Source organism: Pseudomonas sp. GW821-FHT09H03 (assembly GCF_059415945.1).
Genome location: NZ_JBWKOF010000008.1, coordinates 98,156 through 124,209 on the forward strand (window position 1 = coordinate 98,156; position 26,054 = coordinate 124,209).

Below are 26,054 nucleotides of genomic sequence, written 5' to 3' on the forward strand. Positions count from 1 at the left end.
GTTCAAGGGGGCGATGCTGCGGGTTCAAACCCCATGCGCCAACTGACCGCACGGCTGGCCGCCAGCAAACGCCGGGCAGCGGGACCGTCTTCATCGGCATGGAACAGCGAGGTCGGCCCGACCACGGTCAGTACCGCGATTATTTTGCCCATCGTGTTGAACACCGGTGCCGACAGGGCATCTACGCCAGGCATCAGCAAGCCGTGGACATGATGCAGGCCGCGTTGGCGGATCTGTTCGCAGGTTGCCGACCAGGCCTGCTCATGCGCCATCCCATGGGCTGCGTTGCCTTGTAACTCCTGATCACGCAGCTCCACGGTCTCCCGTGCAGGCAGATAAGCGCCGAACACCAGCCCTGTCGAAGAGCTGAGCAGCGGCAGCACCGACCCCAGTTGTGTTACCACCGTCACCGCGCGCACCGCCGGTTCGATGTGTACCACCGTGGCACCCTGATTGCCCCAAACCGCCAGGAAACAGGTTTCGTTCAAGTCGTCGCGTAACTCGGCCAGGGGCAGGGCGGCGACTTTCAGCACGTCCATACTGTTGAGTGCCGCCAGGCCTACGCGCAAAGCTTCGCGGCCCAGTCCGTAATGGTTGGTGGCGGGGTTCTGTTCGGCGAAACCGCTGGCGATCAGCGCCTGCAGATAACGGTGAACCTTGCTTGCCGGCATCTGCACGTGTTCAGCCAGGCGCGACAGCGAGGTCGAAGGCGACAACATGGCCAGGGCCTTGAGGATGTCGGTGCCGACCTCGGCCGAGCGGACTTTCTGTTTGCCGTTGCTGTCGCTGGTAGGTTTTTCCATGGCGGCGGTGTGATCCCGTATCGAATGGGCGTCTTTATAACTTGACGGTCAATACCAATCAAATTACGTTATGCGTAATTGAATTACGATAAAAATAACCCAGGCGTGCCTTCAGCCCTGCACCAGGGCGACTGGCCGGCGCCGACTCCCGTTCAGGAGGCTCCATGAACACCGATTCAACGACGTCGGCGCTGGCGTATCTGCCTGGTTTCGGCAACGAATTCAGCAGTGAAGCGTTGCCCGGCGCACTGCCCGTCGGCCACAACTCCCCGCAGAAAGCGCCGTACGGCCTCTACACCGAACAGTTTTCCGGCACGGCGTTCACCATGCCGCGCAGTGAAGCGCGGCGAACCTGGATGTACCGCATTCAGCCGTCAGCCAACCACCCGGCGTTCGTCAAACTCGATCGGCAACTGGCCGGCGGCCCATTGGGTGAAGTCACCCCCAATCGCCTGCGCTGGAATCCGCTGGACATTCCCGCCGAGCCGACTGATTTCATCGACGGGCTGGTGAGCATGGCGGCCAACTCGGCCGGGGAAAAACCGGCCGGGATCAGCATCTATCACTACAGCGCCAACCGCTCCATGGAACGTGTGTTCTTCAATGCTGACGGTGAACTGTTGCTGGTTCCGGAGTTGGGCCGCCTGCGCATTGCCACAGAGCTTGGCGTGCTGGAGCTTGCGCCATTGGAGATCGCCGTGCTGCCGCGTGGCCTCAAATTCCGTATCGAGTTGCTCGACCCGCAAGCTCGCGGCTATGTTGCCGAGAACCATGGTGCGCCACTGCGCCTGCCGGACCTGGGGCCGATCGGCAGCAACGGCCTGGCCAATGCACGAGACTTTCTGACCCCGGTCGCTGCCTATGAAAACCTGCAGCAACCGACCACTCTGGTGCAGAAATTCCTCGGCCAGTTGTGGGCCTGCGAGCTCGACCATTCGCCGTTGAACGTGGTGGCCTGGCACGGTAACAACGTGCCGTACAAATATGACCTGCGCCGCTTCAATACCCTCGGCACGGTCAGCTTCGATCACCCCGATCCTTCGATTTTCACAGTCCTGACCTCGCCGACCAGCGTCCATGGCCTGGCCAATCTAGACTTCGTGATCTTCCCGCCGCGCTGGATGGTGGCCGAGAACACCTTCCGGCCGCCGTGGTTCCACCGCAATCTGATGAACGAATACATGGGCCTGATCCAGGGCGAATACGACGCCAAGGCCGAAGGCTTCGTGCCTGGCGGCGCATCCCTGCACAGCTGCATGAGCGCCCACGGCCCGGACGGCGAAACCTGCACCAAGGCCATCAACGCCGAGCTCAAGCCTTCGAAAATCGACAGCACCATGGCCTTCATGTTCGAGACCAGCCAGGTGCTGCGCCCGAGCCGTTTCGCCCTCGATTGCCCGCAACTGCAAAACACTTACGACGCCTGCTGGGCCACGCTGCCCGCCACTTTCGACCCGACCCGGAGATAACCCATGACGCAAACAACCATTACTCGCAGCTGGGTTGCTTCGGCCAACGGCCATGCTGATTTCCCCCTGCAGAACCTGCCGTTGGGCGTGTTCAGCTGCCAGGGGTCGGCGCCCCGTTGCGGCGTGGCCATCGGCGAACATATTTTCGATCTGCAGGCGGCACTCGATGCCGGCCTGTTTGACGGTGCTGCAAAAACTGCGGTGGAAGCGACCCGCGGCGGTCAGTTGAACGCCTTTTTCGAACTGGGCCGTGACGCGCGAGTAGCCCTGCGCGAACGCCTGCTGGAATTGTTCGCCGAAGGCAGCACCCTGCACGGCAAGATCGAAGCCCAGGGCGCAAAACTGCTGCCGCTGGCGGCGGACTGCGAAATGCACCTGCCGGCGAAAATCAACGACTACACCGACTTCTACGTCGGCATCGAGCACGCGCAGAACGTCGGCAAACTGTTCCGTCCGGACAATCCGCTGCTGCCGAACTACAAGTACGTACCGATCGGCTACCACGGCCGCGCATCGACCATTCGCCCCTCCGGCACCGACGTGCGCCGTCCGAAAGGCCAGACCTTGCCTGCCGGTCAGACCGAGCCGGTATTCGGCCCTTGCGCGCGCCTGGACTACGAACTGGAACTGGGTATCTGGATCGGCCAGGGCAACGACATGGGCGACTCGATTGCCATCGGTGACGCTGCCGATCACATCGCCGGTTTCTGCCTGCTCAACGACTGGTCGGCGCGGGATATCCAGGCCTGGGAATACCAGCCGCTGGGCCCGTTCCTGTCGAAGAGTTTCATCACCAGCATTTCGCCGTGGGTAGTCACTGCCGAAGCCCTGGAGCCGTTCCGGCGCGCCCAGCCTGCGCGTCCGCAAGGTGACCCGCAGCCGTTGCCGTACCTGCTCGACAAGCGTGACCAGTTGGGCGGCGCTTTCGACATCGAGCTGGAAGTGTTGCTCCTTACCGAAACCATGCGTGAACAGAATCTGCCAGCCCATCGCCTGACCCTGAGCAACACCCGGCACATGTACTGGACGGTGGCACAAATGGTCGCGCACCACAGCGTCAATGGCTGCCAGCTGCAGGCCGGTGACCTGTTCGGTTCGGGTACCTTGTCGGGGCCGCAAAGCGGTCAGTTCGGCAGCCTGCTGGAGATCACCGAAGGCGGCAAGCAGCCCATCGAACTGGCTTCCGGCGAGGTGCGCAAATTCCTCGAGGACGGTGATGAAATCATCCTGCGTGGGCGCTGCACCCGCGAGGGTTTTGCTTCCATCGGTTTTGGCGAGTGCCGCGGCAAAGTACTGCCGGCGCGTTAACGGGAGCGGGGCATGGAACTCTATACCTACTACCGCTCGACTTCGTCCTACCGGGTGCGCATCGCGCTGGCATTGAAGGGGCTGGACTATCAGGCGTTGCCGGTCAACCTGATCGCCCCGCCGGGTGGCGAGCACCGACAGCCAGCGTATCTGGGCATCAATCCCCAGGGGCGAGTGCCGGCGTTGCGCACTGACGAGGGCGAGTTGCTGATCCAGTCTCCCGCGATCATCGAGTACCTGGAGGAACGTTATCCACAGGTGGCGCTGCTTTCCAGTGACCTTGGCGCGCGCGCCCGGGAGCGCGGGGTGGCGGCGGTGATCGGCTGCGACGTGCATCCATTGCACAACGTCAGCGTGCTCAACAGGCTGCGCCAGTTGGGCCATGACGAACCGCAGGTGGTGGAATGGATTGGCCACTGGATCGGCCAGGGGCTGCCGACAGTGGAGCAGTTGATCGGTGATGAGGGTTACTGCTTCGGCCCTGAGCCTGGCCTGGCTGACGTTTACCTGATCCCACAACTGTACGCGGCCGAGCGTTTCAATGTTTCCCTTGAGGCGTATCCACGGATTCGCCGCGTGGCGGCATTGGCAGCGAACCATTCGGCATTCATCAAGGCTCATCCGGCGAATCAGCCAGATACGCCTTGAATCAAAAGCCGGATTTTTTGCTTTTAATGGACGATGGCATTGGGCGGTAAATGGCCCAGGCGCTCCGTCAGTCGAATCCGCTGGATCGGGTCGTCACTGAGCATCAGGGCATGTTCCAGGTCGAAGCGTTCCGCATTCGGGCAGTCCAGCCTTTGATACAGGCTGGCCCGGGCCAGATAGTCGGAAGCGCTGGCGTTGCCCAGTTCGAGTACCCGCTCGGCGTCGATCAGGGCGCCAATGTAGTCTTCGTGCGACAGGTGCAACTGACGCAGGTTGCGCGACAGCCGCTGCAGCATTTGCACCGGTTCGGCGGTGACCAGATGTTCGGCGCTGAGCTTCATGTCCGGACCGTATTGACGGTGTAGCAGCTCCCGGCAATCGTTGGGATACAGGCGTCGACCGCCACAGGGGTCGAGCAGGTGATCGGCGCCTGGTACCCGCAACAGGAAGTGTCCGGGAAAGTTCACCCCGACCATGGGGATCTCCAGGCCTCTGGCCAGCTCAAGCGCAATCAGGCCCAGGGTGAGAGGCTGCCCACGCCGACGTTCCAGGACTTTATTGAGCAACGCCACTTGCGGGCGCAACGGGGTGAAGTCGTCCTGGGCAAAGCCCAGGTCGTTCATGCGCCGCAGCAACGGCTGGGCCAGTTCGCTCACTGGCAGCATCGGCAAACCGCTACTGACCCGCTGTTGCAGTTCCTTGAAATCCGCCAGTGCGGCCTCGGGTTTGACCTCGGCGTCGTGTTCGGCCGCAATCCACAGCGCCGCCTCGAACAGTGCGGGCGGTGAACGTTGCAGGCAGGCGAAGAACGATTGGCGCGGGGTCATCAAAATCTCCGGGGGAATGCCTCGTTTTAGCCCCGTCGTCGGCTTTCGTCCAGTACCACGCGAGACTCCTTCGAGGTTATTTCCGAAAGCCTGCATGGCGCTCGTGCTTATTCCGGTGCGCTTCTGCAATTTTTGGGCGCAAGCCTATACTGGCGTCTACAAGAAAGTGATTCGGGAGCCTTACGATGTTCGCTCTCATGCAAAGCACTCGCCTTGAATCGCTGCATCTGAGCGTCGACCCGGTGACCGGGTTGAAGGCGGTCATTGCCATTCATAACAGCCGTTTAGGGCCCGCCCTGGGTGGTTGTCGTTACCTTGCCTATCCCAACGACGAGTCTGCGGTCGAGGACGCTGCGCGCCTGGCTCAGGGCATGAGCTACAAGGCGGCGCTGGCCGGCCTGGCCCAGGGCGGAGGCGTCGCGGTGATCGTGCGCCCGGCCCATGTCGAAAGCCGGGCTGCGCTGTTCGAGGCATTCGGGCGTTGCATCGAGCAGCTCGAGGGCCGCTACATCACGGCGATCGACAGCGGCACTTCAGTGGCCGATATGGACTGCATCGCCCAACAGACCCGGCACGTCACCAGTACCACTTCGGCGGGTGATCCTGCTCCGCATGCGGCGATGGGTGTGTTCACCGGTATTCGCAGCACTGCCATGGCCCGGCTCGGCAGCGATAATCTGGAAGGTTTGCGCGTGGCCATCCAGGGGCTGGGCAATGTCGGCTATGCGCTGGCCGAACAGCTGCATGCCGCCGGCGCCGAATTACTGGTCAGCGATATCGACCACGGCAAGGTGCAACTGGCCATGGAACAACTCGGCGCTCATCCGATCGCCAACGACGCCCTGCTCAGCACGCCCTGCGACATCCTCGCGCCCTGCGGCCTGGGGGGTGTGCTCAACAGCCATTCGGTGGCGCAACTGCGCTGTTCGGCGGTGGCCGGCTCGGCAAACAACCAGTTGACTCATCTTGATGTCGCCGACCAGTTGGAGCGTCGCGGAATTTTGTATGCCCCGGACTACGTGATCAATGCCGGCGGGTTGATCTACGTGTCGCTCAAGCACCGTGGCGATGAGTTGGGCACCATCACGGCACACCTGTCGAAAATCAGCTCGCGACTGACCGAAGTCTTCGCCCATGCCCAGGCGGAAAAGCGCTCGCCAGCCCGGGTGGCCGACGAACTCGCCGAGAAAGTGCTGTACCGGTAGGAGCTGCCGCAGGTCGGGCCGCGTTCGGACGGTCTTTTGCTGTAGCCATGAAAAAGGCCCTGAGCCATTCGACTCAGGGCCTATTCAATTCGGGCATTGCTTACTTTGCTGCTTTCGATGCCTTGGCCGGTTTGGTCGGGGCGATCGGCTCGGCGCCGGCCTCTTCAACAGGCGCCGCGACTTCAACCGTTTCCGCGACTTCGGCAGGAGCACTGAGCAATTCGGACAGGGCGTCCGGCTGGCTCTTGAACGCCTTGGCAAATACATCGCGGTTCTTCGCCATGTAGATCCCGGCTTCTTCCACTTGCTGCTCGGTCAGGGACGGAACGGCTTTGTGCAGCACTTCAGCCAGCAACTCGGCCAGCTCGAGCATTTTGTCATGACGGTCAGCTTCGGCTTTATCCATGAACAAGCGCTCCAGATCTCGGCTGCTGCGGTATACCACTTCGACGGCCATTTACCACCTCACATGCCTTCACATTGGTTGTCTGTATCGACTACTGTATCTATATACAGCTAAAGAATAAGCGAATCCCCGTGGTTTGGGTAGTGGCTTTTTAATGTAGCTTGATTTCGGGGTTTGTCCGGTGGCCTGTGCAGCATCCATTCGCGAGCAACACCGGCTTCGGGGAGGCAGCCACGGGTGCGACCAAACGCCACGGCGCGCGATCCCTGACGGCTCGCCATCATGGGCTGGCCTTTTTTCTGCATGCAGAATAACCGTCACGTCCAACCCGCATCATCCGGTCGAGCAGACCTAAGGAAGCATCATCGTGAAAATCAATTGGGCCGAAAGGCTGCGGCAGAACGTGCATGAACTGGCCGAGTCCCTGGGCAACCTGTTCGTCGAATCCTTTCACTACCTGGCACTGTTTGCCATCGGAGCGGTGACCGCCTGGGCGGCGGTCATGGAATTTTTGGGGATGATCGAGCAGGGACGCATCAAGATCGATGACATCCTGCTGCTGTTCATTTATCTGGAATTGGGTGCAATGGTCGGGATTTATTTCAAGACCAACCATATGCCAGTGCGCTTCCTGATCTATGTGGCGATCACGGCGCTGACGCGGCTGCTGATCTCCAACGTGTCGCACCACAATCCGCCGGATATCGGGATCATCTACCTGTGCGGCGGGATCCTGTTGCTGGCGTTTGCGATTCTGGTGGTGCGCTACGCTTCGTCGCAATTCCCGTCGGTGAAGATCGAACACCCGCAACGCAAGATCGGTGCGGGTTCCGGGGAGCATCCCGAAATCGAGAAAGGCGAGCTTTAAAGGTACAGGTTGGGGCGGGGCCTGCCCTTGGTCCGTGGCGGCGGCAGGGTATGGCTGTCGCCATTGGTCATGGCGTCGAGGATGGCCTTGGCGCTGTGACCCTGTTCGATGGCAATGCCGAACTGAATGCTTTGCACCAGGCGCTTGAGGCGCTTGGGGTCATTGCGCTGGTCGGCGCTGATCATCCGCTTGGCTACCACGCGGCCCTTGTTGGAAAGGGTCAGCATGATGCTGCCATCGAGGCCCTGAATGCTCAGGTTGACCTGGTAATCCGGCGCAAAGGCATCGGTAATGAGCTGGAAAGGGTTGTCCATGATGCGTCACCGCCTGATTGAACGTGCAGTTGTTGACCGGCCGTGATCGGGTTTAGTTCGCAACACCGGACCATCGGCCATCGCCATCATCATTTCTGTGGAGCAGCCTGCGGCAGCTCTTCCAGCATGTAGCAAGGCGCGTGCCGGAAGAATTTTCGAACAATAAACACTGGAAATAGAAGGCGCGCACGAGGCCCGCCTGCTTTCTGCCCGCCCGATTCAGGGCAGTAAACAGCGGTATGCCACCAAAGCGGTCAGCACTCCACCCAGTTCACCGCCAGGCCGCCTCGGGAAGTTTCCTTGTATTTGTCATGCATGTCGGCGCCGGTATCACGCATGGTACGGATGACCCGGTCCAGGGAAATGAAGTGCTTGCCGTCGCCGCGCAGGGCCATCTGCGTGGCATTGATTGCCTTCACCGCAGCGATCGCGTTGCGCTCGATGCACGGCACCTGCACCAACCCGCCGACCGGGTCGCAGGTCAGGCCGAGGTTATGCTCGAGGCCGATTTCGGCGGCGTTTTCCAATTGCTCGGGCGTGGCGCCGAGCACTTCTGCAAGTCCGGCGGCAGCCATGGCGCAGGCGGAGCCGACTTCGCCCTGGCATCCGACTTCGGCGCCGGAGATCGAGGCATTTTTCTTGCACAGAATGCCAACCGCTGCCGCACCCAGGAGGAAGGCAACGACGTCATCGTCCGAGGCATCCGCATTGAATTTCATGTAGTAGTGCAACACCGCCGGAATGATCCCCGCCGCGCCGTTGGTCGGTGCAGTGACCATGCGCCCGCCGGCGGCGTTTTCTTCGTTCACGGCCAGGGCAAACAGGTTGACCCACTCCATCGCCGACAAGGTCGAAGTGATGACATTCGGCTTGCCGATTTCCAGCAGGCTGCGGTGCAGTTTCGCCGCCCGACGAGGAACATTCAGGCCGCCGGGCAGGATGCCTTCGTGACGCAGTCCTTGCTCGACGCACTCGCGCATTACCGACCAGATGTGCAGTAGCCCTTGGCGGATCTGCACCTCGCTGCGCCATGCGCGTTCGTTGGCCATCATCAGTTCGCCAACTCGCAGGCCGTGCTGGTTGCATAGCTTGAGCAATTCAGCGGCGCTGGAAAAATCGTACGGCAATTCGACTTCATTGCCCGGCGCCTTGCCTGAGGCCGCCTCGGCCGCTTCGATGATGAAACCACCGCCCACCGAGTAATAGGTTTGCTCGAACAGTTCCCCGGTTTCGCCGAAGGCTGTCAGCGACATGGCATTGGGGTGGTAGGGCAGGCTCTCGTCGAGCAGCAGGAGATCGCGTTGCCAGTTGAAGGCAATGGTTGCCTGGCCTGCCAGATAAAGTTCGCCCGTTTCGCGCAGGGCCTGGATGCGCCCGTCGATGGTGCCAGGATCTATGCTGTCCGGCCATTCGCCCATCAAGCCCATGACACAGGCACGGTCTGTCGCGTGGCCGACGCCGGTTGCCGACAGGGAGCCGTAGAGGCGGATTTGTACCCGTCGCACGTCGGCCAGAAATCCTTGATCTATCAGGGCTTGGGCAAAGGTTGCGGCAGCACGCATGGGGCCCACGGTGTGGGAACTGGACGGACCGATGCCGACTTTGAATAGATCGAAAACACTGATAGCCATGCTAAACCCTATACAAGCAATGGAAGAGGAATCGCTGCCATTTGTGTAGGACAAGCGCAATTTCGGCGATACTGCCTGTCAAGGTCTTCCATGACCAACGACAATTCCTAAGACATCCTTTAGCAGGACTAAACGATGAGCCGTCAATTACACGCCCAGACTTATGTCTGGCTCAACGTGTTTGCCTGTGCCGCGCGACACTTGTCCTTCACCCGCTGTGCCGAAGAACTGCACATCACACCGGGGGCGGTCAGCCAGCAGATCCGTCAACTGGAGGAGCGTCTGGGGTTTCGCTTGTTTCATCGGCGGGCCCGAGGGGTGGAGTTGAGTGCTGAAGGACAGCGACTGGCCATTACTGTGAATGAGGCCTACGGCAGCATCGACGCGGAACTGCGGCGGCTGGACGCGGGCATGATCAGCGGGATTTTGCGCGTGCGCTCGATTCCCTCCTTCCTGAGCAAATGGTTGACCCCGCGCCTGCCGCGCCTGCAGCAGCGCTTCCCGGATATCCAGTTGCGCCTGGTGGCCGAGGACAGCAGCGTGCCGTTGCACGAAGGGGACTTCGATCTGGCGATCGATCTGAACGATGGCAGTTACCCGGGCCTGTTATCCACAGCCTTGCTCGATGAGCAGATCTTTCCGGTGTGCGCGCCGAGTCTGTTGCGTGGCCGCCCACCGCTGCACGGCCCTGCCGACCTGATGCATTTTCCCTTGTTGCACGACATCACTGCCTGGCGCGGCAGTTACGAGTACGCGGAGTGGGAGTTCTATCTCAATGCCATCGGTTTCGAGGGGGCCGACGTACGGCGCGGACATACCTTCAACCGCAATCACCTGACGATCGAAGCGGCCATCGCCGGGATGGGCGTGGCGATTGCCCGGCGAACGCTGCTCAATGATGAGCTGGAGCGCGGCGCGTTGATCGTGCCGTTTGGCCTGGCGGTACCCAACCACAAACGTTACATGCTGCTGTATGCCCCGGGGGCACTGAGCCATCCGGGCGTGCGCGCGGTGCATGACTGGCTGGTAGAGGAGGCGGGGGTTTTTCGCGGTCTGCACCCGTTGGGCGAGCAGCAGATGTGAGGATTTCGCATCAACAAGTGGTGCGACCCAACTCCCGACCTTAGCAGCGCTTTTGCCCTTTGTCCGACTTTTTTTGCGTATGAATATTTATCTTTTTTCAGGGGTTGAAATGTTCAGCGTACAGACCGATTGTGTAAGTAAGAGGTCACGGTGATGACGCCCAAGGGCTAACTGACCGGCCTCTCGCGAGCTAGCTGAAATAAGGGATGAACTATGCAAATCCAAGTCAATAGCGATAACCATATTCAAGGCAGTAAACGACTGGAGGAGTGGGTACGTACTACCATTGAGAGCACGCTCGAACGATACGAAGAGGATCTGACCCGGGTTGAGGTTCACCTGCGGGACGAGAACGGCGACAAGCCCGGTCCTCACGATATGCGCTGCCAGCTGGAAGCGCGGCCAAAAGGCCATCAACCGATTTCCGTCACCCATAAAGCCTCCACCATGGAGCAGGCGATCGACGGCGCGGCGACCAAACTCGAACATGCGCTGGAACATATGTTCGGCAAATTACGCGGCAAGCGAGCTAGTGTGGTGCCCATCGAGAGTGGCGCCCATGCCGATCAGCTGCTGGAAGAAGAGTTTCTGGAAAACGAACAGGCTGCGCTTAACGGCTGACAGCTGATTCACTTTACCTTCCCCAGTCTTTCACCTGAAAACAACGGGCCTGCAATCGCAGGCCCGTTTTGTTTGTACGGCGTTGCGGGCGATTCGAACAAGCAATTGCGGGTTAACGCACAAACGCCTGCCGATATTCCCCCGGAGCCGCGCCCAGAGCCTGACGAAACCGGTTGGTAAAATGACTGGCACTGGAGAATCCGCAGGCCAGGGCAATATCTCCCAGCGGCTGCACTGTTGTGCGCAGCAAATCCCGCGCCCGGCTCAAGCGTCGCGCCAACACATACTGGTGCGGCGGCAAGCCGAAGCTTTCGCGGAACATTCGCGCAAAGTGGTATTCCGATAGCGCGCACAGCGCGGCCAACTGCCCCAGGCTGAGAGCTTCAGCCAGTTGGCTGTCGATAAACTCAATCAAGTGCCGACGCTGGTGTGCGGCCAGGCCACCCTTGAGGCGCAGACCTTGACGCACGCCGACCTGGCTGAGCAGGGCATGACTGAGCATTTCATGAGCCAGGCTGCTGGTTAGCAGGCGCTCCGCCGGTTCGTCCCAGTTGAGGGCGATCAACTGCCGAAAACGTAATGCCTGTTGAGGGTCCTCCAGAAAGGTTTGCTCACGAAGTTGTACCTCACGCGGTTCGCGATCGAGCAGGGTGACGCAGCCAAGGGCAAACTGTTGTGGGCTGAAATACAGGTGAGCCAGGCGAATGTCGCCGTTGATCACCCAGCCTGACTGGTGGTCGGCGGGCAGGATGCACAGCTTGTCCGGGGCGCCCTTTTTGCCGGGCTGGTCGCGGCGAAAGGTGCCGGTGCCTCCGGAGAGGTAGCAGGACAGGGTGTGGTGGCTGGGAGCTTCGTAATCCCTGGCATCGTGATGATTGCTCCACAAGGCTGCGGACAAGCCGTCACCGAGCTCGGCACTGTGCTCGAGACGAGCATTCGGCGAACTGTTGAGGGCTTGAAAGACTTGCAAGGTGTCCAGTGCGGCCATGATCGGTTCTCTCCAACGCCTTGCATCCTACTCTGTAGTCGATCACCTGCCAGCCCGTCACCTGACAAATGCGCAAGATTATGCAAGTGCGCCCAAGCCCATCGCAGGACACTGGGCTCCTATTGAGGAGCCTGTGTCATGAACCTTTCTTTGTACCTGTTGACCGTCTTGATCTGGGGCACCACCTGGATCGCCTTGAAATGGCAGCTGGGTGTGGTGGCCATTCCGGTGTCGATAGTCTATCGCTTCGGCCTCGCCGCGCTGGTGCTGTTCGTGATGCTGCTGCTAAGCCGGCGCCTGCAAGTGATGAACCGGCGTGGGCATTTGATTTGTCTGGCCCAGGGGCTGTGCCTGTTTTGCGTCAACTTCATGTGCTTTCTCACCGCCAGCCAGTGGATTCCCAGTGGCCTGGTGGCCGTGGTGTTTTCTACCGCCACACTATGGAACGCTCTTAATGCGCGGGTGTTTTTCGGCCTGAGAATTGCACGCAACGTACTGATGGGCGGTGCCTTGGGTCTGCTGGGCCTTGGGTTACTGTTCTGGCCGGAACTGGCAGGGCACACCGCCAGCCCTGAAACCCTTCTGGGGCTCGGCCTGGCACTGTGTGGCACCTTGTGCTTCTCGGCAGGCAACATTTTGTCGAGCCTGCAGCAAAAGGCGGGCCTCAAGCCGCTCACTACCAACGCCTGGGGCATGGCCTACGGCGCGGCGATGCTCTCGGTCTGGTGCCTGGTCAAAGGTATTCCATTCGATATGGAGTGGAACACGCGCTACATCGGCTCGTTGCTGTACCTCGTCATTCCGGGATCGGTGATCGGCTTCACGGCCTACCTGACCCTGGTCGGGCGCATGGGGCCCGAGCGTGCCGCCTATTGCACCGTGCTGTTTCCGGTGGTGGCGCTCAATGTCTCGGCATTTGCCGAAGGTTACCAATGGACGGCGCCGGCACTGGTGGGGCTGCTGATGGTGATGTCGGGTAATGTGCTGGTGTTTCGCAAGCCCAGGGCCGGCGTCAATTCCACGGCGGAAAAACTGGCCTGAAACTATTTAACTGTCCCTTGGCAAGGTGAGGAATATTAATCCCAGGAACATATATTCAATATTGTTTCTGGCCCACTCATAACCGGTATGGTGAGGGGCGAAAGCCATGTCGAACCATTCATTAAGAATGATTGAGTAAAAGGTTTGGTAGGTGAAGATTGCTGTAGCGAAACCTATTATTGCAAATTTTTTTGCTTCATTGAATTCTCTGCGCGGTGCATTGAGCTTGTGCAGGAGTTGAAGGGTGCCCAGTAACAGACAAAAGGTGAAAATTATCTCGAGCGTGATGATGGCCCAGTACAATCGGTGATGGAGAAGGCCCGAGGTAACGGCCCTGTGGCGCCTGGAATCGTTGCCTTCGGTATTGGTCATGCTGAGGACATTACCAATGAACTCTGCATAGGCAGAGTAGTCGGTGAAGTTGTTGGCAAGAGTAGTTAGTCCGAATAGTGTCGCCATGAAAACAATTAAAACTTTGCTTCGCCTTATCACGTAGGCGCTGGTGAAGTGGTGCATGTTGTGTGCTCCGAATATGCGGCGATGGATTTATCGATGTTCGGAGTTTATAGGGCTTTAGAAGGGAGGGGCCAAGGGGTGCTTTGCAAGTTATGTCTCTAACTGTGTTGTGCACAGTGGTTGGTTGAGGTTGTTTTATTGATTTGTAAAGTGGCACGTCCAGCAGGACGTGCCTTCGTTCAATCAGCCTTTCCACACTTGCGGATTAACCAGATCCTGCGGTCGTTCGCCCAGCAAGGCGCTGCGCAGGTTAGTCAGGGCACGGTTGGCCATGGCATCGCGGGTTTCATGGGTGGCCGAGCCGATGTGGGGTAAGGTTACGGCGTTTTTCAGCTGAAACAGAGGCGACTCGGTCAGCGGCTCCTTTTCATAGACGTCCAGCCCGGCGCCACGGATCCGGTTGTTTTGCAGCGCTTCAATCAGGGCCGGTTCATCCACTACAGGCCCACGGGAAATGTTCACCAGAATGGCGCTCGGCTTCATTAGCGCGAGTTCACGATGGCTGATCAGATGTCGGGTCTTTTCGCTGAGGGGTACAACCAGGCAGACGAAGTCGGCCTCGGCCAGCAGTTGATCGAGGCTGCGAAATTGCGCGCCGAGTTCCTGCTCCAGTTCGGTCTTGCGGCTGTTACCGCTGTAAATGACCGGCATGTTGAAGCCCAGGCGACCGCGTCGGGCAATGGCCGCACCAATGTTGCCCATGCCGACGATGCCCAGGGTCTTGCCGTGCACATCACAACCGAACAGCGGTGCGCCAACGGTCGCTTGCCATTGGCCGGCCTTGGTCCAGGCATCGAGTTCCGCGACGCGACGGGCGCTGCTCATCAAGAGTGCGAAGGCAAGATCCGCAGTGCTTTCGGTGAGCACGTCGGGCGTGTTGGTGAGCATGATCCCGCGTTCATTGAAGTACGCCAGATCGTAGTTGTCGTAGCCCACCGAGACACTGGAAACCACTTCCAGGCGGGTAGCGTTTTCCAGCTGAGTGCGACCGAGTTTGCGACCCACGCCGATCAGGCCGTGGGCATTAGGCAGGGCTTCGTTGAATTGAGCGGTGATGTCACCGTTTTTCGGATTCGGCACGATGACGTCGAAGTCTTGTTGCAGGCGTTCGACCATTTCGGGAGTGACGCGGCTGAAAGCCAGGACGGTCTTTTTCATGAGGCGGGCTCGTCGGGCGGAGAATGCTGAGCACGCTAACATTCGCCCGGCGGCAGCTACAAGCGGCAAGTCACGGTGAAGGGAGCGGCTTTAAACTTGCCGCTAGAGGCTTGTCGCTCACGATCCGTTATACTGGCGCCTTTCGCGGCTCGCTGATCGGGCCCGACATTTATGCACCACCCGGAGCTTTCATGACATCCCCGAAACAACCGCCGGTAGCCGACGCATCCAGCGTCGCCCAGGCAGAGCTGCCAGACAGCGTCGACTCCAGCGCAGACAGCGAAACCGAGGCTGCGATCCCGGCGTTCAAGTTCCCGTTCAAGCCCGGCGAGCTGGCAGCGGCCAAGAACTCCAACCAGCCGTGGTACAAGAACGGCGCCAAGAACGGCCACACCAAGACTCCGGGGATGGCACCTCCCGGGACTCGTCGTTCGATGGGCAAGCGCTAGGTTTCAGGTTGCTCGGTGACTGCGGCGACTAATGCCGCCGCAAATACTGGTATCGAAGCATGTCATGCACCCTTCACTGTGCCTTGGCAGTTGGCCGGATAGAGTCCCATTCGGTGACATACGCGGTTTTGCTCTTTTTGCTGTACAGGCACAGCTCGGTACCTTGCGCGCCTTTCATGTGTTTTTGCGGGTACTGGCCCTGGAGCAGCAGCGCGGTATAACCGACGCGATCATCGAACTGCGCAGGGTTGCCGACGGGGTTGGCATTCTTCAGGCCACTGGCCTTGGTGCAACTGGCCAGTACTGTCTTGTCGTAGGCGGCCCAGGCGTCAAGGCTGGAGGCGCTGGCCTGATGGGCGAGGGCGGCGATGCAGAGCAGGCTCAGGGTTGCGGCTTTCATGGTTCAGGAGTCCTTGGGCAGGTGCGGTCCAAGGGGTGAGTATGCCTGATGGTGGGATGGTATCTGTAAGGCCGTCATGGCGAGCCTGATCGCGAAGGCGATGTATCAGACCGGCACCGCCTCCCGGCGAACCACGCGCATCCCGACACTTTCATACAATCGCTGCGCCCGTTGATTGTCTTCCAGCACCTTCAAATCCACGAAACCCTCCCGGCGTTGTTGAAACGTCTTGAACGCCTGTAGCAGCAACGCGCGGCCCAAACCTTGTCGTTGAGCCCGCGGATGCACCACCAGATTGTAGATATACGCGCTGGTCCAGCACTGGCACACGGCAACCACGCCCTCGGCGTCCAGAGCAATGAAACACAGGGACGGGTCGTATTCGGGGTCGGTTTCGAACCGCTGTTGCCAGGCGTCCAGCGCCGGAACGCGACCACCACCTTGCCGATGGCCGAGCTCCATCAGTTGGTGCACGGCAGCGGCGAGGGCAGGGTGATATTGAGTCAACTGCACGCCGGCTGGCCAGATGGCTTGCGGCACGACGTCAGTAAGGTCGCGCCGCATCAGCCAGCAAAATTCTCCGGCCAAGACTCAATAACCTTGCTCGGCAACGGCCTTGGCTGCGGTGATCAGGCACTGGGTCAACTCGGGTGAAGAAAACTTGGTCAGTACCGCATTCGCCCCGGCCACGCGCGCTTTCTCTGCGTTCATCGCGCTGTCGAGGGAAGTGTGCAGCAACACATAGAGGTGTGCGAAGTCCGGAGTTTCACGCAGGGTACGGGTAAAGGCGTAACCGTCCATTTCCGACATTTCAATGTCCGAGACAATCAGGTTGATCTGATTGGCGGTGCCTTGCAGGTCCAGCAGGCAGTCGATGGCTTCCTTGGCGCTGCGGGCGGTATGACATTGCAGGCCGAGGTTGCGCAGGGTGTGCACCGACTGTTGCAGTGCGACCTGGCTGTCATCGACTACCAGAATCCGCGCACTGCCGAGCGTCTCGGCGTCCTCCATGCTCAGTTCGGTGGGTGCCATCTCGATCTGCACCGGGGCGATGCCGTGAATGACTTTTTCGATATCCAGCACTTGCACCAGGTTGCCATCGACCGAGGTCACACCGGTGATGTACGAACGCAGGCCGCCGGAACCGAAGGGGGGCGGACGGATGTCGGTGGTCAGGCAATGGATGATCTTGCTGACTGCCTGAACATGCAGCCCCTGCTTGGAGCGACTGACATCGGTGACGATCAGGCAACCGCCGTTCGGGTCCTCCAGCGGGCGCTCACCAATGGCGCGGCTGAGGTCGATCACCGACAGCGACGCTCCGCGCAGGGTGGCGATGCCTTTGACGTGAGGATGCGACTCCGGCAACTTGGTCAGCGGCGGGCAGGGAATGATTTCACTGACCTTGAGCAGGTTGATCGCCATCAGCTTGCCGCTGCGCAAGGTAAACAGCAGAAGCGACAGTGAGTCTGCGCGGGCTTTGGTGGCGGTCATATGAACCTTCTGTTGAGAAAGGTGGCGGGCAATCCCGGGATGGCCAACGGCTATCGATGCCGGGTTATCGACTTGTTGGGGGCAGGCTTTAATGCAATCAGTCTACCTGTGGCAATGGGGCTTTCTGTTGTGAGGGAGCTCGCTATGGTCACGGCGCCTTCTGTGGTCAGGGAGCCTTCTGTGGCGAGGGGGCTTGCTGTGGCGAGGGGGCTTGCCCCCGTCGGAGTGCGAAGCGCTCCCCAGCCTTTGCGACCGCTTCGCGGTCGAACGGGGGCAAGCCCCCTCGCCACAGAAAGCCCCAATTCCCAGCAAGCCCCGTTCCCCAGCAAGCCCCGTTCCACAGCAACCCCCATACCACAGCATGCCCTCTTGCCACAGGGGGATTCATTTCATCCCCAAGCGCTTGGCCATGCGCCCCAGGTTCGCCCGATCCAGGCCTAGTTCACGCGCGGCACTAGCCCAGTTGTTGTGATGCCGTTCCAGGCACGCGGCGATCACTTGGCGTTGATAGTTCTCGGTGGCCTCGCGCAAGTCTCCCGTTACCAGCGTCATCGCAGGCGCTGCAGGCTGCTGTGCGGTGACTTCAACGCTGCCATTGGGCAAGTCCAGATCCGCGGCGCTCAGGCTTAGAATCTTCGGTCTCTCCTTACAGTTACCCAGCGCTTTGAGGGCGCTGCGGCCGATCAAGTGTTCCAGTTCGCGAACATTGCCCGGCCAGTCATAGGCAAGCAGTGCGTTTTGCGCATCACTACCCAGGCGCAGACTGTTGAGGCCCATGCGCGAACGATTCTGCTCCAGGAAATACCCGCTGAGCAGCAACACGTCACGCCCGCGATCGCGCAGCGCCGGCACCAGCAACGGGTAGACGCTGAGGCGGTGATAAAAGTCGGCACGATAACGGCCGCTGCGCACTTCCTCGGCCAGGTCGCGGTTGGTTGCCGCGATCAGGCGGACGTCGACCTGATGCTCCTTGTCCGAACCCAATCGCTGCAGTTGGCCGCTTTGCAGCACGCGCAACAGCTTGGCCTGCACGGTCAATGACAATTCGCCGACTTCATCGAGAAACAGCGTGCCGCCATTGGCCAGTTCGAACTTGCCGCGCCGGTCGTTCATCGCCCCGGTAAAGGCACCGCGCACATGCCCGAACAGCTCGCTCTCCACCAGGGTGTCCGGCAGCGCGGCACAGTTGAGGCTGATGATCGGTTTGTCGGCGCGGGCCGAGGCGGCGTGAATGGCCTGGGCCACCAACTCCTTGCCCACCCCGGTTTCCCCGGTGATCAGCACGGTCAGATCGCTGCCGCCGACCAGATTGATTTCTTCGACCAGCCGTTTGTGGGCCTTGCTCTGGCCGATCATCTCGCGGCTCTGCTGGCCGCTGGCCTGGCGGTACACCTCGGCGCGCTGGTGTTCGTCTTCGGCGCGATTGGCCAGGCGTTCGATGCGCTCGGCGGCGTTGACCGTGGCGGCGGCGAGGCTGGCGAAGGCTTGCAGAGCGTCCAGTTCGATCGGTTCGAAGCGCTCCGGGTCGAGGGCATCGAGGGTCAGCAGGCCCCATGGACGCTCGTCGATAAACAGTGGGCAACCCATGCAATCATGCACTTCCAGATGATCATCCAGGCCATCGACCAGACCGTCATAAGGGTCGGGCAACTCGCTGTCGGCGGCGAAGCGCGTCGGCCCAGGGCTGCCGAGCAGTGCCTGGAAGCGCGGATGTTCGCTGACTTTGAAGCGCCGGCCGAGGGTGTCGGTGCTCAAGCCATCGACGGCCAGCGGCACCAGCCATTCGCCATCGAGACGCAGCAGCGCGGCAGCATCGCACGGCAGCAGGGCGCGCATCGCTTCGAGCAAGCGGCGATAGCGCTCGCCTTCGGGGAGTTCACGGGACAGGTCAGAGACCAGAGGCAGCAGTGCGGTCAGCAGGGATTTTGCAGTCATATTGACTCCATGTAGTCGGTATGACTATAAAGCAGTCTGTGTCTAAATGACTATGTTGATACTAAGCTTTTGATTTTAAACAATAAAATAGTTGGCACGGAAGCTGATAAGTATAGGGCAATCAGTTAGCAATCAAGAAACCTGGAGTCACTTTATGCTGAGCGCCCAAGACCGTGCCATCGTCAAATCCACTGTCCCGCTGCTGGAAAGCGGTGGCGAAGCGTTGATCACGCACTTTTACCGCATGATGCTCTGCGAATACCCTGAAGTGCGCCCATTGTTCAATCAGGCCCACCAGGCCAGCGGCGATCAGCCGCGCGCCCTGGCCAACGGCGTGCTGATGTATGCGCGCCACATCGATCAGCTCGATCAACTGGGTGATCTGGTGGCCAAGATCATCAACAAGCACGTGGCCCTGCAGATCCTGCCGGAACATTACCCGATTGTCGGCAACTGCCTGCTGCGTGCAATCGCCGAAGTGCTGGGCGAAGAAATTGCCACGCCGCAAGTGATTGCAGCCTGGGGTGCAGCTTACGGTCAACTGGCCGACATTCTGATCGGTGCCGAAGGCAGCATTTACGACCAGAAAGCGCAGGCACCCGGCGGCTGGCGTGGAGCGCGGGATTTCATCGTTGCAGCCAAGGTCGAGGAAAGCGCGGAAATCACCTCGTTCTACTTCGAACCGGCTGACAAAGGACCGATTCTCGCTGCTGAACCGGGCCAGTACATCGGCATGAAACTGTTCCTCGATGGAGAGGAAATCCGTCGTAACTATTCACTGTCGGCCTTGGCGAGCAAAGGCCAGTACCGCATCAGCGTCAAGCGCGAAAGCGGTGGCCGCGCCTCCAACTATCTGCACGACCAATTGCCGGTCGGTGCGAGCATCCAGTTGTTTCCGCCATCGGGTGAGTTTGTGCTGACTGCCAGCGACAAACCCCTGGTATTGATCAGCGGCGGAGTCGGCATTACGCCAACCCTGGCGATGCTCGAAGCGGCATTGCAAACCGAGCGTCCAGTGCATTTCATTCACTGCGCGCGTAACGGCAGCGTTCATGCGTTCCGCGACTGGATCGACGGGCTGGCCGAGCGTCATCCGCAACTCAAGCGCTTCTATTGCTATGCCGAGGATGACGGTGTGAGCCCGGCGGCGCACAAGGTTGGATTGCTGAGCCAGCAACAGTTGAACGAATGGTTGCCGCAAGAGCGCGATGTGGATGCTTACTTCCTCGGGCCGAAGGGCTTCATGGGAGCGATCAAGCGCCACCTCAAGGCCTTGGGTGTGCCGGAGAAACAGAGCCGTTACGAGTTCTTCGGGCCGGCTTCGGCGCTGGAGTAAGTAGCGAGGTGACTCGGGGATCGAGTCGCCAGCTTCGCGAGCAAGCCCGCTCCCACACTGATCGCGGTGAACACAAAGTTTTGTGTCCGGCGTCAATCCAATGTGGGAGCGGGCTTGCTCGCGAATGCTGCACCGCGTTTTCAACTTGTGAAAAACCTTTGAAAGTTAATCCCTTCTTAACCCGCTTATCGTCTATTCCCCCAAATCCCCCGACACGCTCCAGGCTCTCAAAGGTCATGGCCAGCGTGTAGACTGGCGGGCAATCGATATATTGAAGGGAAACGCGATGAGCGAGGAAACCATGCGGTTGGGGCGTGAACGACGCTATCTGGTGTTGCTGGGCATCATTTGCCTGGCACTGATCGGTGGCGCGTTGTACATGCAGATTGTGCTGGGCGAGGCGCCTTGCCCGCTGTGCATCCTGCAACGGTACGCATTGCTGCTGATCGCCATTTTTGCCTTCGTCGGCGCCGCCATGCGTTCGCGCCGCAGCATCACGATTTTTGAAACCCTGGTGGTGATTTGCGCTCTGGCGGGTGTCGCAGTGGCCGGGCATCACGTTTATACGCAGTTCTATCCGGCGATCAGTTGTGGCATCGATGTGCTGCAACCCATAGTCGACGGCCTGCCGCTGGCGAAGATCTTCCCGCTGGGTTTCCAGGTCGACGGCTTCTGCTCCACGCCCTATCCACCCATCCTCGGTTTGTCGCTGGCGCAGTGGGCACTATTGGCCTTCGTGCTGATCGTGATTCTGGTGCCGCTACTGACCTCGCGTAACCGTAAAGCGCTGCGCTGAGTTCATCTGCCGGCAACCATTGTCGGACAAAAAAACGCCCCGGTCCTCGATGAGAGGAGCGGGGCGTTTTTGCATTTCACATGCCCGGTAAAAAGACCGTGATGCGTGACAGTCAGGGGTGCGACACGTGTGCGACACGTTGTCACAGCGAAAAGGTCGCAGGTCATTTCATGAAGCCGGATCAGCAGGTGATCGAGTCACCCAATCAGCCTGTTCCGGCCGTTGCCGACTTCCACCACGTCGAGCTGGAACAGGCAGTTTTAACAAGGTCTGGCGAATGGCCAGAGCCCTTGTCATATCGGGCTTGCGGCAAGGTCGAGGGCAATGGAAGTTGCGTCGATACTGTCTGAAATGCCGGGGGTAGACCTACTTATTTTGGTGTTTTTGTTGAGAATTTATTTCGATAAGATGCGCGACTTTTACGAGATCGGCGAATGATTGTTGCCGCTTCGGATAAAAATTATTTCGGGATGAGACATGGTTTATAAAACGCTACATATCTACAATCGCCCGCACTGAATTCCCGGCACTGCTCAATCCTTGATCAGGTACTGAGCGGGACAGGGTGTCGAGAGCTTCACGCGACCCCGGTGTCGGTGCCGCCAACTACCCGCACCAAATGGAATTGGTCTGTAACAAGGCCTTTGACCACGAATTCGAATAAGAACTCAACGCAGGCCCAGGATTTGTCGAAACGCGTCTGACGCCACGACGGGCAGGCCCTTATTCAATCCAAGAAAAATGCCAACCCTTGGCAGGGTGAAGTGTTGGCGATCAAAACCCAACTGCATTGCGCAAGCTGCTTTAGAGGTCGTGAGATGAGTAAAAACAGGTACCCCAGACTACTAGGCTTATTGCCGCTGATCGGCACGTTGCTGCTGTCAGGCTGCAACATGACCTTGCTCAATCCCAAGGGCCAGGTTGGTCTGGACGAGCGAAACCTGATCATCACCGCAACGCTGCTGATGCTGTTGGTCGTGGTTCCGGTCATCGTCATGACTTTCCTGTTCGCCTGGAAATACCGCGCGTCCAACACCAGCGCTACCTACACGCCGAAATGGAACCACTCCACCAAGATCGAGATCGCGGTGTGGGCTGTTCCGGTACTGATCATCATTGCCCTGGGTTACGTCACCTACAAGTCGACCCACGCCCTTGACCCGTACAAGCCACTGGAATCCGACGTCAAGCCTGTGACCATCGAAGTGGTCGCGCTGGACTGGAAGTGGCTGTTCATCTACCCGGAACAAGGCATCGCCACGGTCAACAAGATCGTGTTCCCGGCGCACACCCCGATCAACTTCAAGATCACTTCCGACGCTGTGATGAACTCGTTCTTCATCCCTGCTCTGGGTGGCCAGATCTACGCGATGGCGGGCATGCAGACCAAGCTGCACCTGATCGCCAACGAAAACGCTGAAATGGACGGTATCTCCGCCAACTACAGCGGCGCCGGTTTCACCGGTATGAAATTCAAAGCGATCGCAACTTCCCAGGAAGATTTCGACGCCTGGGTCAGTGAAGTCAAAAAGGCACCTAAACAGCTTGAACAAGCTGAATACGCAGCCCTTGCCAAGCAGAGCCAGAACAACCCAGTCGAGCTCTACTCCTCGGTCACACCGAACCTGTTCCAGACCATCGTCGACAAGTACGAAGGCATGAAACCAGGTCCGAAAGTGAAGCACGAGAAGAAAGAGAAAGAAGTGGCCGCTACGGACATGGATTCGCATTCAGCTGCCGGGGCAGAGGAGTAAACGATGTTTGGTAAATTAAGTTGGGAAGCGGTCCCGTTCCACGAGCCGATCGTGATGGTGACCATCGCCATGATCGCGCTGGGTGGTCTGGCACTGTTTGCAGGTATCACTTATTTCAAGAAGTGGACCTACCTGTGGACCGAGTGGCTGACGTCGGTCGACCACAAGAAAATCGGCGTGATGTACATCATCGTCGCCATGGTCATGCTGCTGCGCGGTTTTGCCGACGCCATCATGATGCGTACCCAGTTGGCCATGGCCACCGAGGGTTCGCCTGGCTACCTGCCACCTGAACACTATGACCAGATCTTCACCGCCCACGGTGTGATCATGATCATCTTCATGGCGATGCCATTCTTCACCGGCCTGATGAACCTTGCAGTGCCGCTGCAGATCGGCGCGCGTGACGTTGCCTACCCGTTCCTGAACTCCCTGAGCTTCTGGCTGCTGGTTTCCGGCGTGGTGCTGATCAACCTGTCCCTGGGCGTCGGCGAATTCGCCAAGACCGGCTGGGTTGCCTATCCACCGCTGTCGGGTCTGCAATACAGCCCTGGCGTGGGGATGGACTACTACATCTGGGCGCTACAGCTATCGGGTCTGGGGACAACGCTGACGGGGGTCAACTTCCTGGCCACCGTGCTGAAAATGCGTACCCCTGGCATGAAGCTGATGGACATGCCGATCTTCACCTGGACCTGCACCTGGGCCAACGTCCTGATCGTGGCTTCGTTCCCGATCCTGACCGCTACCCTGGCACTGCTGACGCTTGACCGTTACATGGATTTCCACATTTTCACCAACGAACTTGGTGGCAATCCGATGATGTACGTGAACCTGTTCTGGGCATGGGGTCACCCTGAGGTGTACATCCTGATCCTGCCAGCGTTCGGTATCTTCTCTGAAGTCATCTCGACCTTCACCGGCAAGAAACTGTTCGGCCACCACTCGATGGTCTATGCATCGGGCGCGATCTCGATCCTGGGCTTCATGGTCTGGCTGCACCACTTCTTCACCATGGGTTCGGGTGCCAGCGTCAACGCCTTCTTCGGTCTGGCGACGATGCTGATTTCCATCCCGACGGGTGTGAAACTGTTCAACTGGCTGTTCACCATCTACCAGGGCCGTCTGCGTTTCACCAGCCAGGTTCTGTGGACCCTGGGCTTCATGGTGACCTTCGCCATCGGCGGCATGACCGGCGTACTGCTGGCCATTCCGGGTGCTGACTTCGTTCTGCACAACAGCCTGTTCGTGATCGCGCACTTCCATAACGTGATCATCGGCGGCGCGGTATTCGGCTACATCGCAGGCTTCGCGTTCTACTTCCCGAAAGCGTTCGGCTTCAAGCTGCACGAAGGTTGGGGCAAGGCAGCGTTCTGGTTCTGGATCAGCGGCTTCTTCGTCGCGTTCATGCCGCTCTACGCTCTGGGCTTCATGGGCATGACCCGTCGCCTGAACGCCACCACCAACCCTGAGTGGGTGCCGTACCTGTACGTCGCCATGTTCGGTGCGGTGATGATCGCCGTGGGTATCGCTTGTCAGTTGATCCAGCTCTACGTGAGTGTGCGTGACCGCAACAAGCCAGAGAACATGTGCGAACACGGTGACCCGTGGAATGCTCACACTCTGGAATGGTCGACCTCTTCGCCACCTCCGTTCTACAACTTCGCCGTGCTGCCAAAAGCCGACGTAGTCGACCCGTTCACCGAAGCCAAGGAAAACGGCACCGCGTACAAGGCTCCGGCCAAGTACGAGCCGATCCACATGCCAAACAACACCGCGACCGGTGTGGTCATGGGCGCACTGTTGACCGTGTTCGGCTTCGCGATGATCTGGCACATCTGGTGGCTGGCGATCGCTGGCCTGGCCGGCACCGTGATCTACTTCGTGATCCACGCGGCCCGTGATGATCAAGGCTATATGGTGCCGGTCGACGTGATCGAGCGCATCGAAGCCGAGCAGCACAAGCGTCTGGTAGCAGCCGGGAAAGTCCCAGCCACTGCCACCCGTGTTGAAACCTCGTTGGAACAGGCTTAAACCATGTCGAACTTAGTGACCAATGCTGGACACACCCATGTCGATGGACATGGGCATGATGACCATCACCACGACTCGGGCGAGATGACCGTATTCGGCTTCTGGCTCTACCTGATGACCGACTGCATTCTGTTTGCGTCGATCTTCGCAGCGTACGCGGTACTGGTTAACAACGTAGCGGGTGGCCCGTCGGGCCACGATATCTTTGAACTGCCATACGTACTGGGCGAAACCGCTCTGCTGCTGTTCAGTTCGATCACCTACGGCTTCGCCATGCTGGCGTTCTTCAAGGGCAACAAGAAGCAGGTCCTGGGCTGGCTGGCCATGACCTTCCTGTTCGGTGCCGGCTTCATCGGCATGGAGATCAACGAGTTCCACATGCTGATCTCCGAGGGCTACGGCCCTAGCCGTTCGGGCTTCCTCTCCGGGTTCTTCACCCTGGTCGGCACCCACGGTCTGCACGTGACCAGCGGTCTGATCTGGATGGCGATCATGATGTATCAGGTGCAGAAAAACGGCCTGACGGCGACCAACAAGACCCGTCTGAGCTGCCTGAGCCTGTTCTGGCACTTCCTGGACGTTGTGTGGATCTGTGTATTCACCGTTGTTTACCTGATGGGGACTATGTAAATGGCTAACGCACATTCCCACGACAACCACGATGCCGGTCACGGCAGCGTCAAGTCCTACGGCATCGGTTTCATCCTGTCGGTGATCCTGACCCTGATCCCGTTCGGCCTGGTGATGTACCCGACGCTGCCGAAGTCGATCACCCTGATGATCGTCGTCGCAATGGCCGTCATCCAGGTGCTGGTGCACCTGGTGTACTTCCTGCACCTAGACCGTTCGGCCGCGCAGCGTAACAACGTGATTGCGTTTGTCTTTGCCGCGATCGTGATTGTCCTGCTGGTTGGCCTGTCGCTGTGGATCATGTTCAGCATCCACACGTTCATGATGGCGAAGTGAGGTA

26 protein-coding genes and 1 pseudogene are annotated in these 26,054 nt (G+C 59.4%); 15 read left to right on the top strand and 12 right to left on the bottom strand.

Going from position 1 to position 26,054, the window contains the following annotated elements; genetic code table 11:
* Window positions 1-2 precede the first annotated feature (2 nt).
* On the bottom strand, window positions 3-803 hold the full coding sequence (locus tag AC07OG_RS13315) for an IclR family transcriptional regulator (protein WP_495067226.1): 801 nt from the start codon (window positions 801-803) through the stop codon (window positions 3-5).
* A gap of 164 nt (window positions 804-967) precedes the next feature.
* On the opposite strand from AC07OG_RS13315, the gene hmgA reads away from it, so the two are divergent.
* Genes hmgA through maiA form a run of 3 tightly spaced genes read left to right on the top strand, consistent with a single transcriptional unit; the run spans window position 968 to window position 4,228 of the window.
* Window positions 968-2,272: a homogentisate 1,2-dioxygenase gene (gene hmgA, locus AC07OG_RS13320; protein WP_495067227.1), complete on the top strand. Its 1,305-nt coding sequence runs from the start codon at window positions 968-970 to the stop codon at window positions 2,270-2,272.
* Window positions 2,273-2,275: 3 nt separating this feature from the next.
* Entirely contained in the window at window positions 2,276-3,580 is a 1,305-nt protein-coding gene (gene fahA / locus AC07OG_RS13325; RefSeq protein WP_495067228.1) for a fumarylacetoacetase, read from the top strand.
* Window positions 3,581-3,592: 12 nt separating this feature from the next.
* A complete protein-coding gene (gene maiA, locus AC07OG_RS13330) occupies window positions 3,593-4,228 on the top strand; it encodes a maleylacetoacetate isomerase (protein ID WP_495067229.1) in 636 nt (211 codons plus the stop codon).
* Between the two features lie 23 nt (window positions 4,229-4,251).
* Here maiA and AC07OG_RS13335 read toward each other — a convergent pair whose 3' ends face one another.
* Window positions 4,252-5,055, bottom strand: coding sequence for a SirB1 family protein (locus AC07OG_RS13335; RefSeq protein ID WP_060543025.1), 804 nt, complete (start codon window positions 5,053-5,055; stop codon window positions 4,252-4,254).
* Between the two features lie 185 nt (window positions 5,056-5,240).
* Here AC07OG_RS13335 and AC07OG_RS13340 point away from each other — a divergent pair, with 185 nt between their 5' ends.
* On the top strand, window positions 5,241-6,260 hold the full coding sequence (locus tag AC07OG_RS13340) for a Leu/Phe/Val dehydrogenase (protein WP_060543026.1): 1,020 nt from the start codon (window positions 5,241-5,243) through the stop codon (window positions 6,258-6,260).
* Window positions 6,261-6,462: 202 nt separating this feature from the next.
* On the opposite strand, the pseudogene AC07OG_RS13345 reads toward AC07OG_RS13340, so the two are convergent.
* Window positions 6,463-6,717, bottom strand: a pseudogene (locus AC07OG_RS13345) (YebG family protein); the annotation flags it as partial.
* Between the two features lie 316 nt (window positions 6,718-7,033).
* Between AC07OG_RS13345 and AC07OG_RS13350 the strand changes: the two are divergent.
* Complete coding sequence (locus AC07OG_RS13350; RefSeq protein ID WP_060543028.1) at window positions 7,034-7,534, top strand: phosphate-starvation-inducible protein PsiE; 501 nt, start codon at window positions 7,034-7,036, stop codon at window positions 7,532-7,534.
* Here the strand turns inward: AC07OG_RS13350 and AC07OG_RS13355 are convergent.
* Together AC07OG_RS13355 and AC07OG_RS13360 are read right to left on the bottom strand one after the other, a co-directional pair.
* Window positions 7,531-7,848 carry a DUF3509 domain-containing protein gene (locus AC07OG_RS13355; protein ID WP_060543029.1) on the bottom strand — a complete coding sequence of 106 codons (318 nt, stop codon included), beginning with the start codon at window positions 7,846-7,848 and terminating at the stop codon, window positions 7,531-7,533. The genes AC07OG_RS13350 and AC07OG_RS13355 overlap by 4 nt on opposite strands.
* A gap of 254 nt (window positions 7,849-8,102) precedes the next feature.
* Window positions 8,103-9,479: an L-serine ammonia-lyase gene (locus tag AC07OG_RS13360; protein WP_060543030.1), complete on the bottom strand. Its 1,377-nt coding sequence runs from the start codon at window positions 9,477-9,479 to the stop codon at window positions 8,103-8,105.
* A gap of 135 nt (window positions 9,480-9,614) precedes the next feature.
* Here AC07OG_RS13360 and AC07OG_RS13365 point away from each other — a divergent pair, with 135 nt between their 5' ends.
* Both AC07OG_RS13365 and AC07OG_RS13370 read left to right on the top strand, forming a co-directional pair.
* Complete coding sequence (locus tag AC07OG_RS13365; protein WP_218425595.1) at window positions 9,615-10,562, top strand: LysR substrate-binding domain-containing protein; 948 nt, start codon at window positions 9,615-9,617, stop codon at window positions 10,560-10,562.
* A 213-nt stretch (window positions 10,563-10,775) separates the two neighbouring features.
* Window positions 10,776-11,183, top strand: coding sequence for an HPF/RaiA family ribosome-associated protein (locus AC07OG_RS13370; protein WP_060543032.1), 408 nt, complete (start codon window positions 10,776-10,778; stop codon window positions 11,181-11,183).
* A 112-nt stretch (window positions 11,184-11,295) separates the two neighbouring features.
* Here the strand turns inward: AC07OG_RS13370 and AC07OG_RS13375 are convergent, their stop codons facing one another.
* Window positions 11,296-12,171 (bottom strand): AraC family transcriptional regulator, encoded by an 876-nt coding sequence (locus AC07OG_RS13375; protein WP_060543033.1) that lies wholly within the window; start codon window positions 12,169-12,171, stop codon window positions 11,296-11,298.
* Between the two features lie 138 nt (window positions 12,172-12,309).
* Between AC07OG_RS13375 and AC07OG_RS13380 the strand changes: the two genes are divergently transcribed.
* The gene (locus AC07OG_RS13380) at window positions 12,310-13,212 is read left to right on the top strand and encodes a DMT family transporter (RefSeq protein ID WP_495067230.1); all 903 of its coding nucleotides are present in this window, start codon (window positions 12,310-12,312) and stop codon (window positions 13,210-13,212) included.
* Window positions 13,213-13,218: 6 nt separating this feature from the next.
* Here the strand turns inward: AC07OG_RS13380 and AC07OG_RS13385 are convergent, their stop codons facing one another.
* Window positions 13,219-13,728: a DUF2165 family protein gene (locus AC07OG_RS13385; protein ID WP_495067231.1), complete on the bottom strand. Its 510-nt coding sequence runs from the start codon at window positions 13,726-13,728 to the stop codon at window positions 13,219-13,221.
* A 183-nt stretch (window positions 13,729-13,911) separates the two neighbouring features.
* Window positions 13,912-14,886 carry a 2-hydroxyacid dehydrogenase gene (locus AC07OG_RS13390; protein WP_495067232.1) on the bottom strand — a complete coding sequence of 325 codons (975 nt, stop codon included), beginning with the start codon at window positions 14,884-14,886 and terminating at the stop codon, window positions 13,912-13,914.
* Window positions 14,887-15,077: 191 nt separating this feature from the next.
* Between AC07OG_RS13390 and AC07OG_RS13395 the strand changes: the two genes are divergently transcribed.
* Entirely contained in the window at window positions 15,078-15,335 is a 258-nt protein-coding gene (locus tag AC07OG_RS13395) for a hypothetical protein (RefSeq protein WP_060543037.1), read from the top strand.
* A 73-nt stretch (window positions 15,336-15,408) separates the two neighbouring features.
* Here AC07OG_RS13395 and AC07OG_RS13400 read toward each other — a convergent pair whose 3' ends face one another.
* The 4 genes from AC07OG_RS13400 to norR form a co-directional block, all read right to left on the bottom strand.
* The gene (locus AC07OG_RS13400) at window positions 15,409-15,735 is read right to left on the bottom strand and encodes a hypothetical protein (RefSeq protein ID WP_060543038.1); all 327 of its coding nucleotides are present in this window, start codon (window positions 15,733-15,735) and stop codon (window positions 15,409-15,411) included.
* 105 nt (window positions 15,736-15,840) lie between these two features.
* A complete protein-coding gene (locus AC07OG_RS13405; RefSeq protein WP_495067233.1) occupies window positions 15,841-16,299 on the bottom strand; it encodes a GNAT family N-acetyltransferase in 459 nt (152 codons plus the stop codon).
* A gap of 27 nt (window positions 16,300-16,326) precedes the next feature.
* On the bottom strand, window positions 16,327-17,229 hold the full coding sequence (locus AC07OG_RS13410; RefSeq protein ID WP_060543040.1) for a chemotaxis protein CheV: 903 nt from the start codon (window positions 17,227-17,229) through the stop codon (window positions 16,327-16,329).
* A gap of 384 nt (window positions 17,230-17,613) precedes the next feature.
* Entirely contained in the window at window positions 17,614-19,164 is a 1,551-nt protein-coding gene (gene norR, locus AC07OG_RS13415) for a nitric oxide reductase transcriptional regulator NorR (RefSeq protein ID WP_060543041.1), read from the bottom strand.
* Window positions 19,165-19,318: 154 nt separating this feature from the next.
* Between norR and hmpA the strand changes: the two genes are divergently transcribed.
* The 6 genes from hmpA (at window position 19,319) to cyoD (ending at window position 26,050) form a co-directional block, all read left to right on the top strand.
* Complete coding sequence (gene hmpA, locus AC07OG_RS13420) at window positions 19,319-20,500, top strand: NO-inducible flavohemoprotein (RefSeq protein ID WP_495067234.1); 1,182 nt, start codon at window positions 19,319-19,321, stop codon at window positions 20,498-20,500.
* A gap of 286 nt (window positions 20,501-20,786) precedes the next feature.
* Complete coding sequence (locus AC07OG_RS13425) at window positions 20,787-21,296, top strand: disulfide bond formation protein B (protein WP_060543043.1); 510 nt, start codon at window positions 20,787-20,789, stop codon at window positions 21,294-21,296.
* An 818-nt stretch (window positions 21,297-22,114) separates the two neighbouring features.
* Window positions 22,115-23,050, top strand: a complete 936-nt coding sequence (gene cyoA / locus AC07OG_RS13430; RefSeq protein ID WP_060543045.1) for a ubiquinol oxidase subunit II — start codon at window positions 22,115-22,117, stop codon at window positions 23,048-23,050.
* A gap of 3 nt (window positions 23,051-23,053) precedes the next feature.
* Entirely contained in the window at window positions 23,054-25,084 is a 2,031-nt protein-coding gene (gene cyoB, locus AC07OG_RS13435) for a cytochrome o ubiquinol oxidase subunit I (RefSeq protein ID WP_495067235.1), read from the top strand.
* Between the two features lie 3 nt (window positions 25,085-25,087).
* Window positions 25,088-25,714 (top strand): cytochrome o ubiquinol oxidase subunit III, encoded by a 627-nt coding sequence (locus tag AC07OG_RS13440; RefSeq protein ID WP_110660132.1) that lies wholly within the window; start codon window positions 25,088-25,090, stop codon window positions 25,712-25,714.
* Window positions 25,715-26,050 (top strand): cytochrome o ubiquinol oxidase subunit IV, encoded by a 336-nt coding sequence (cyoD, locus tag AC07OG_RS13445; protein WP_495067236.1) that lies wholly within the window; start codon window positions 25,715-25,717, stop codon window positions 26,048-26,050.
* Window positions 26,051-26,054: the final 4 nt, after the last annotated feature.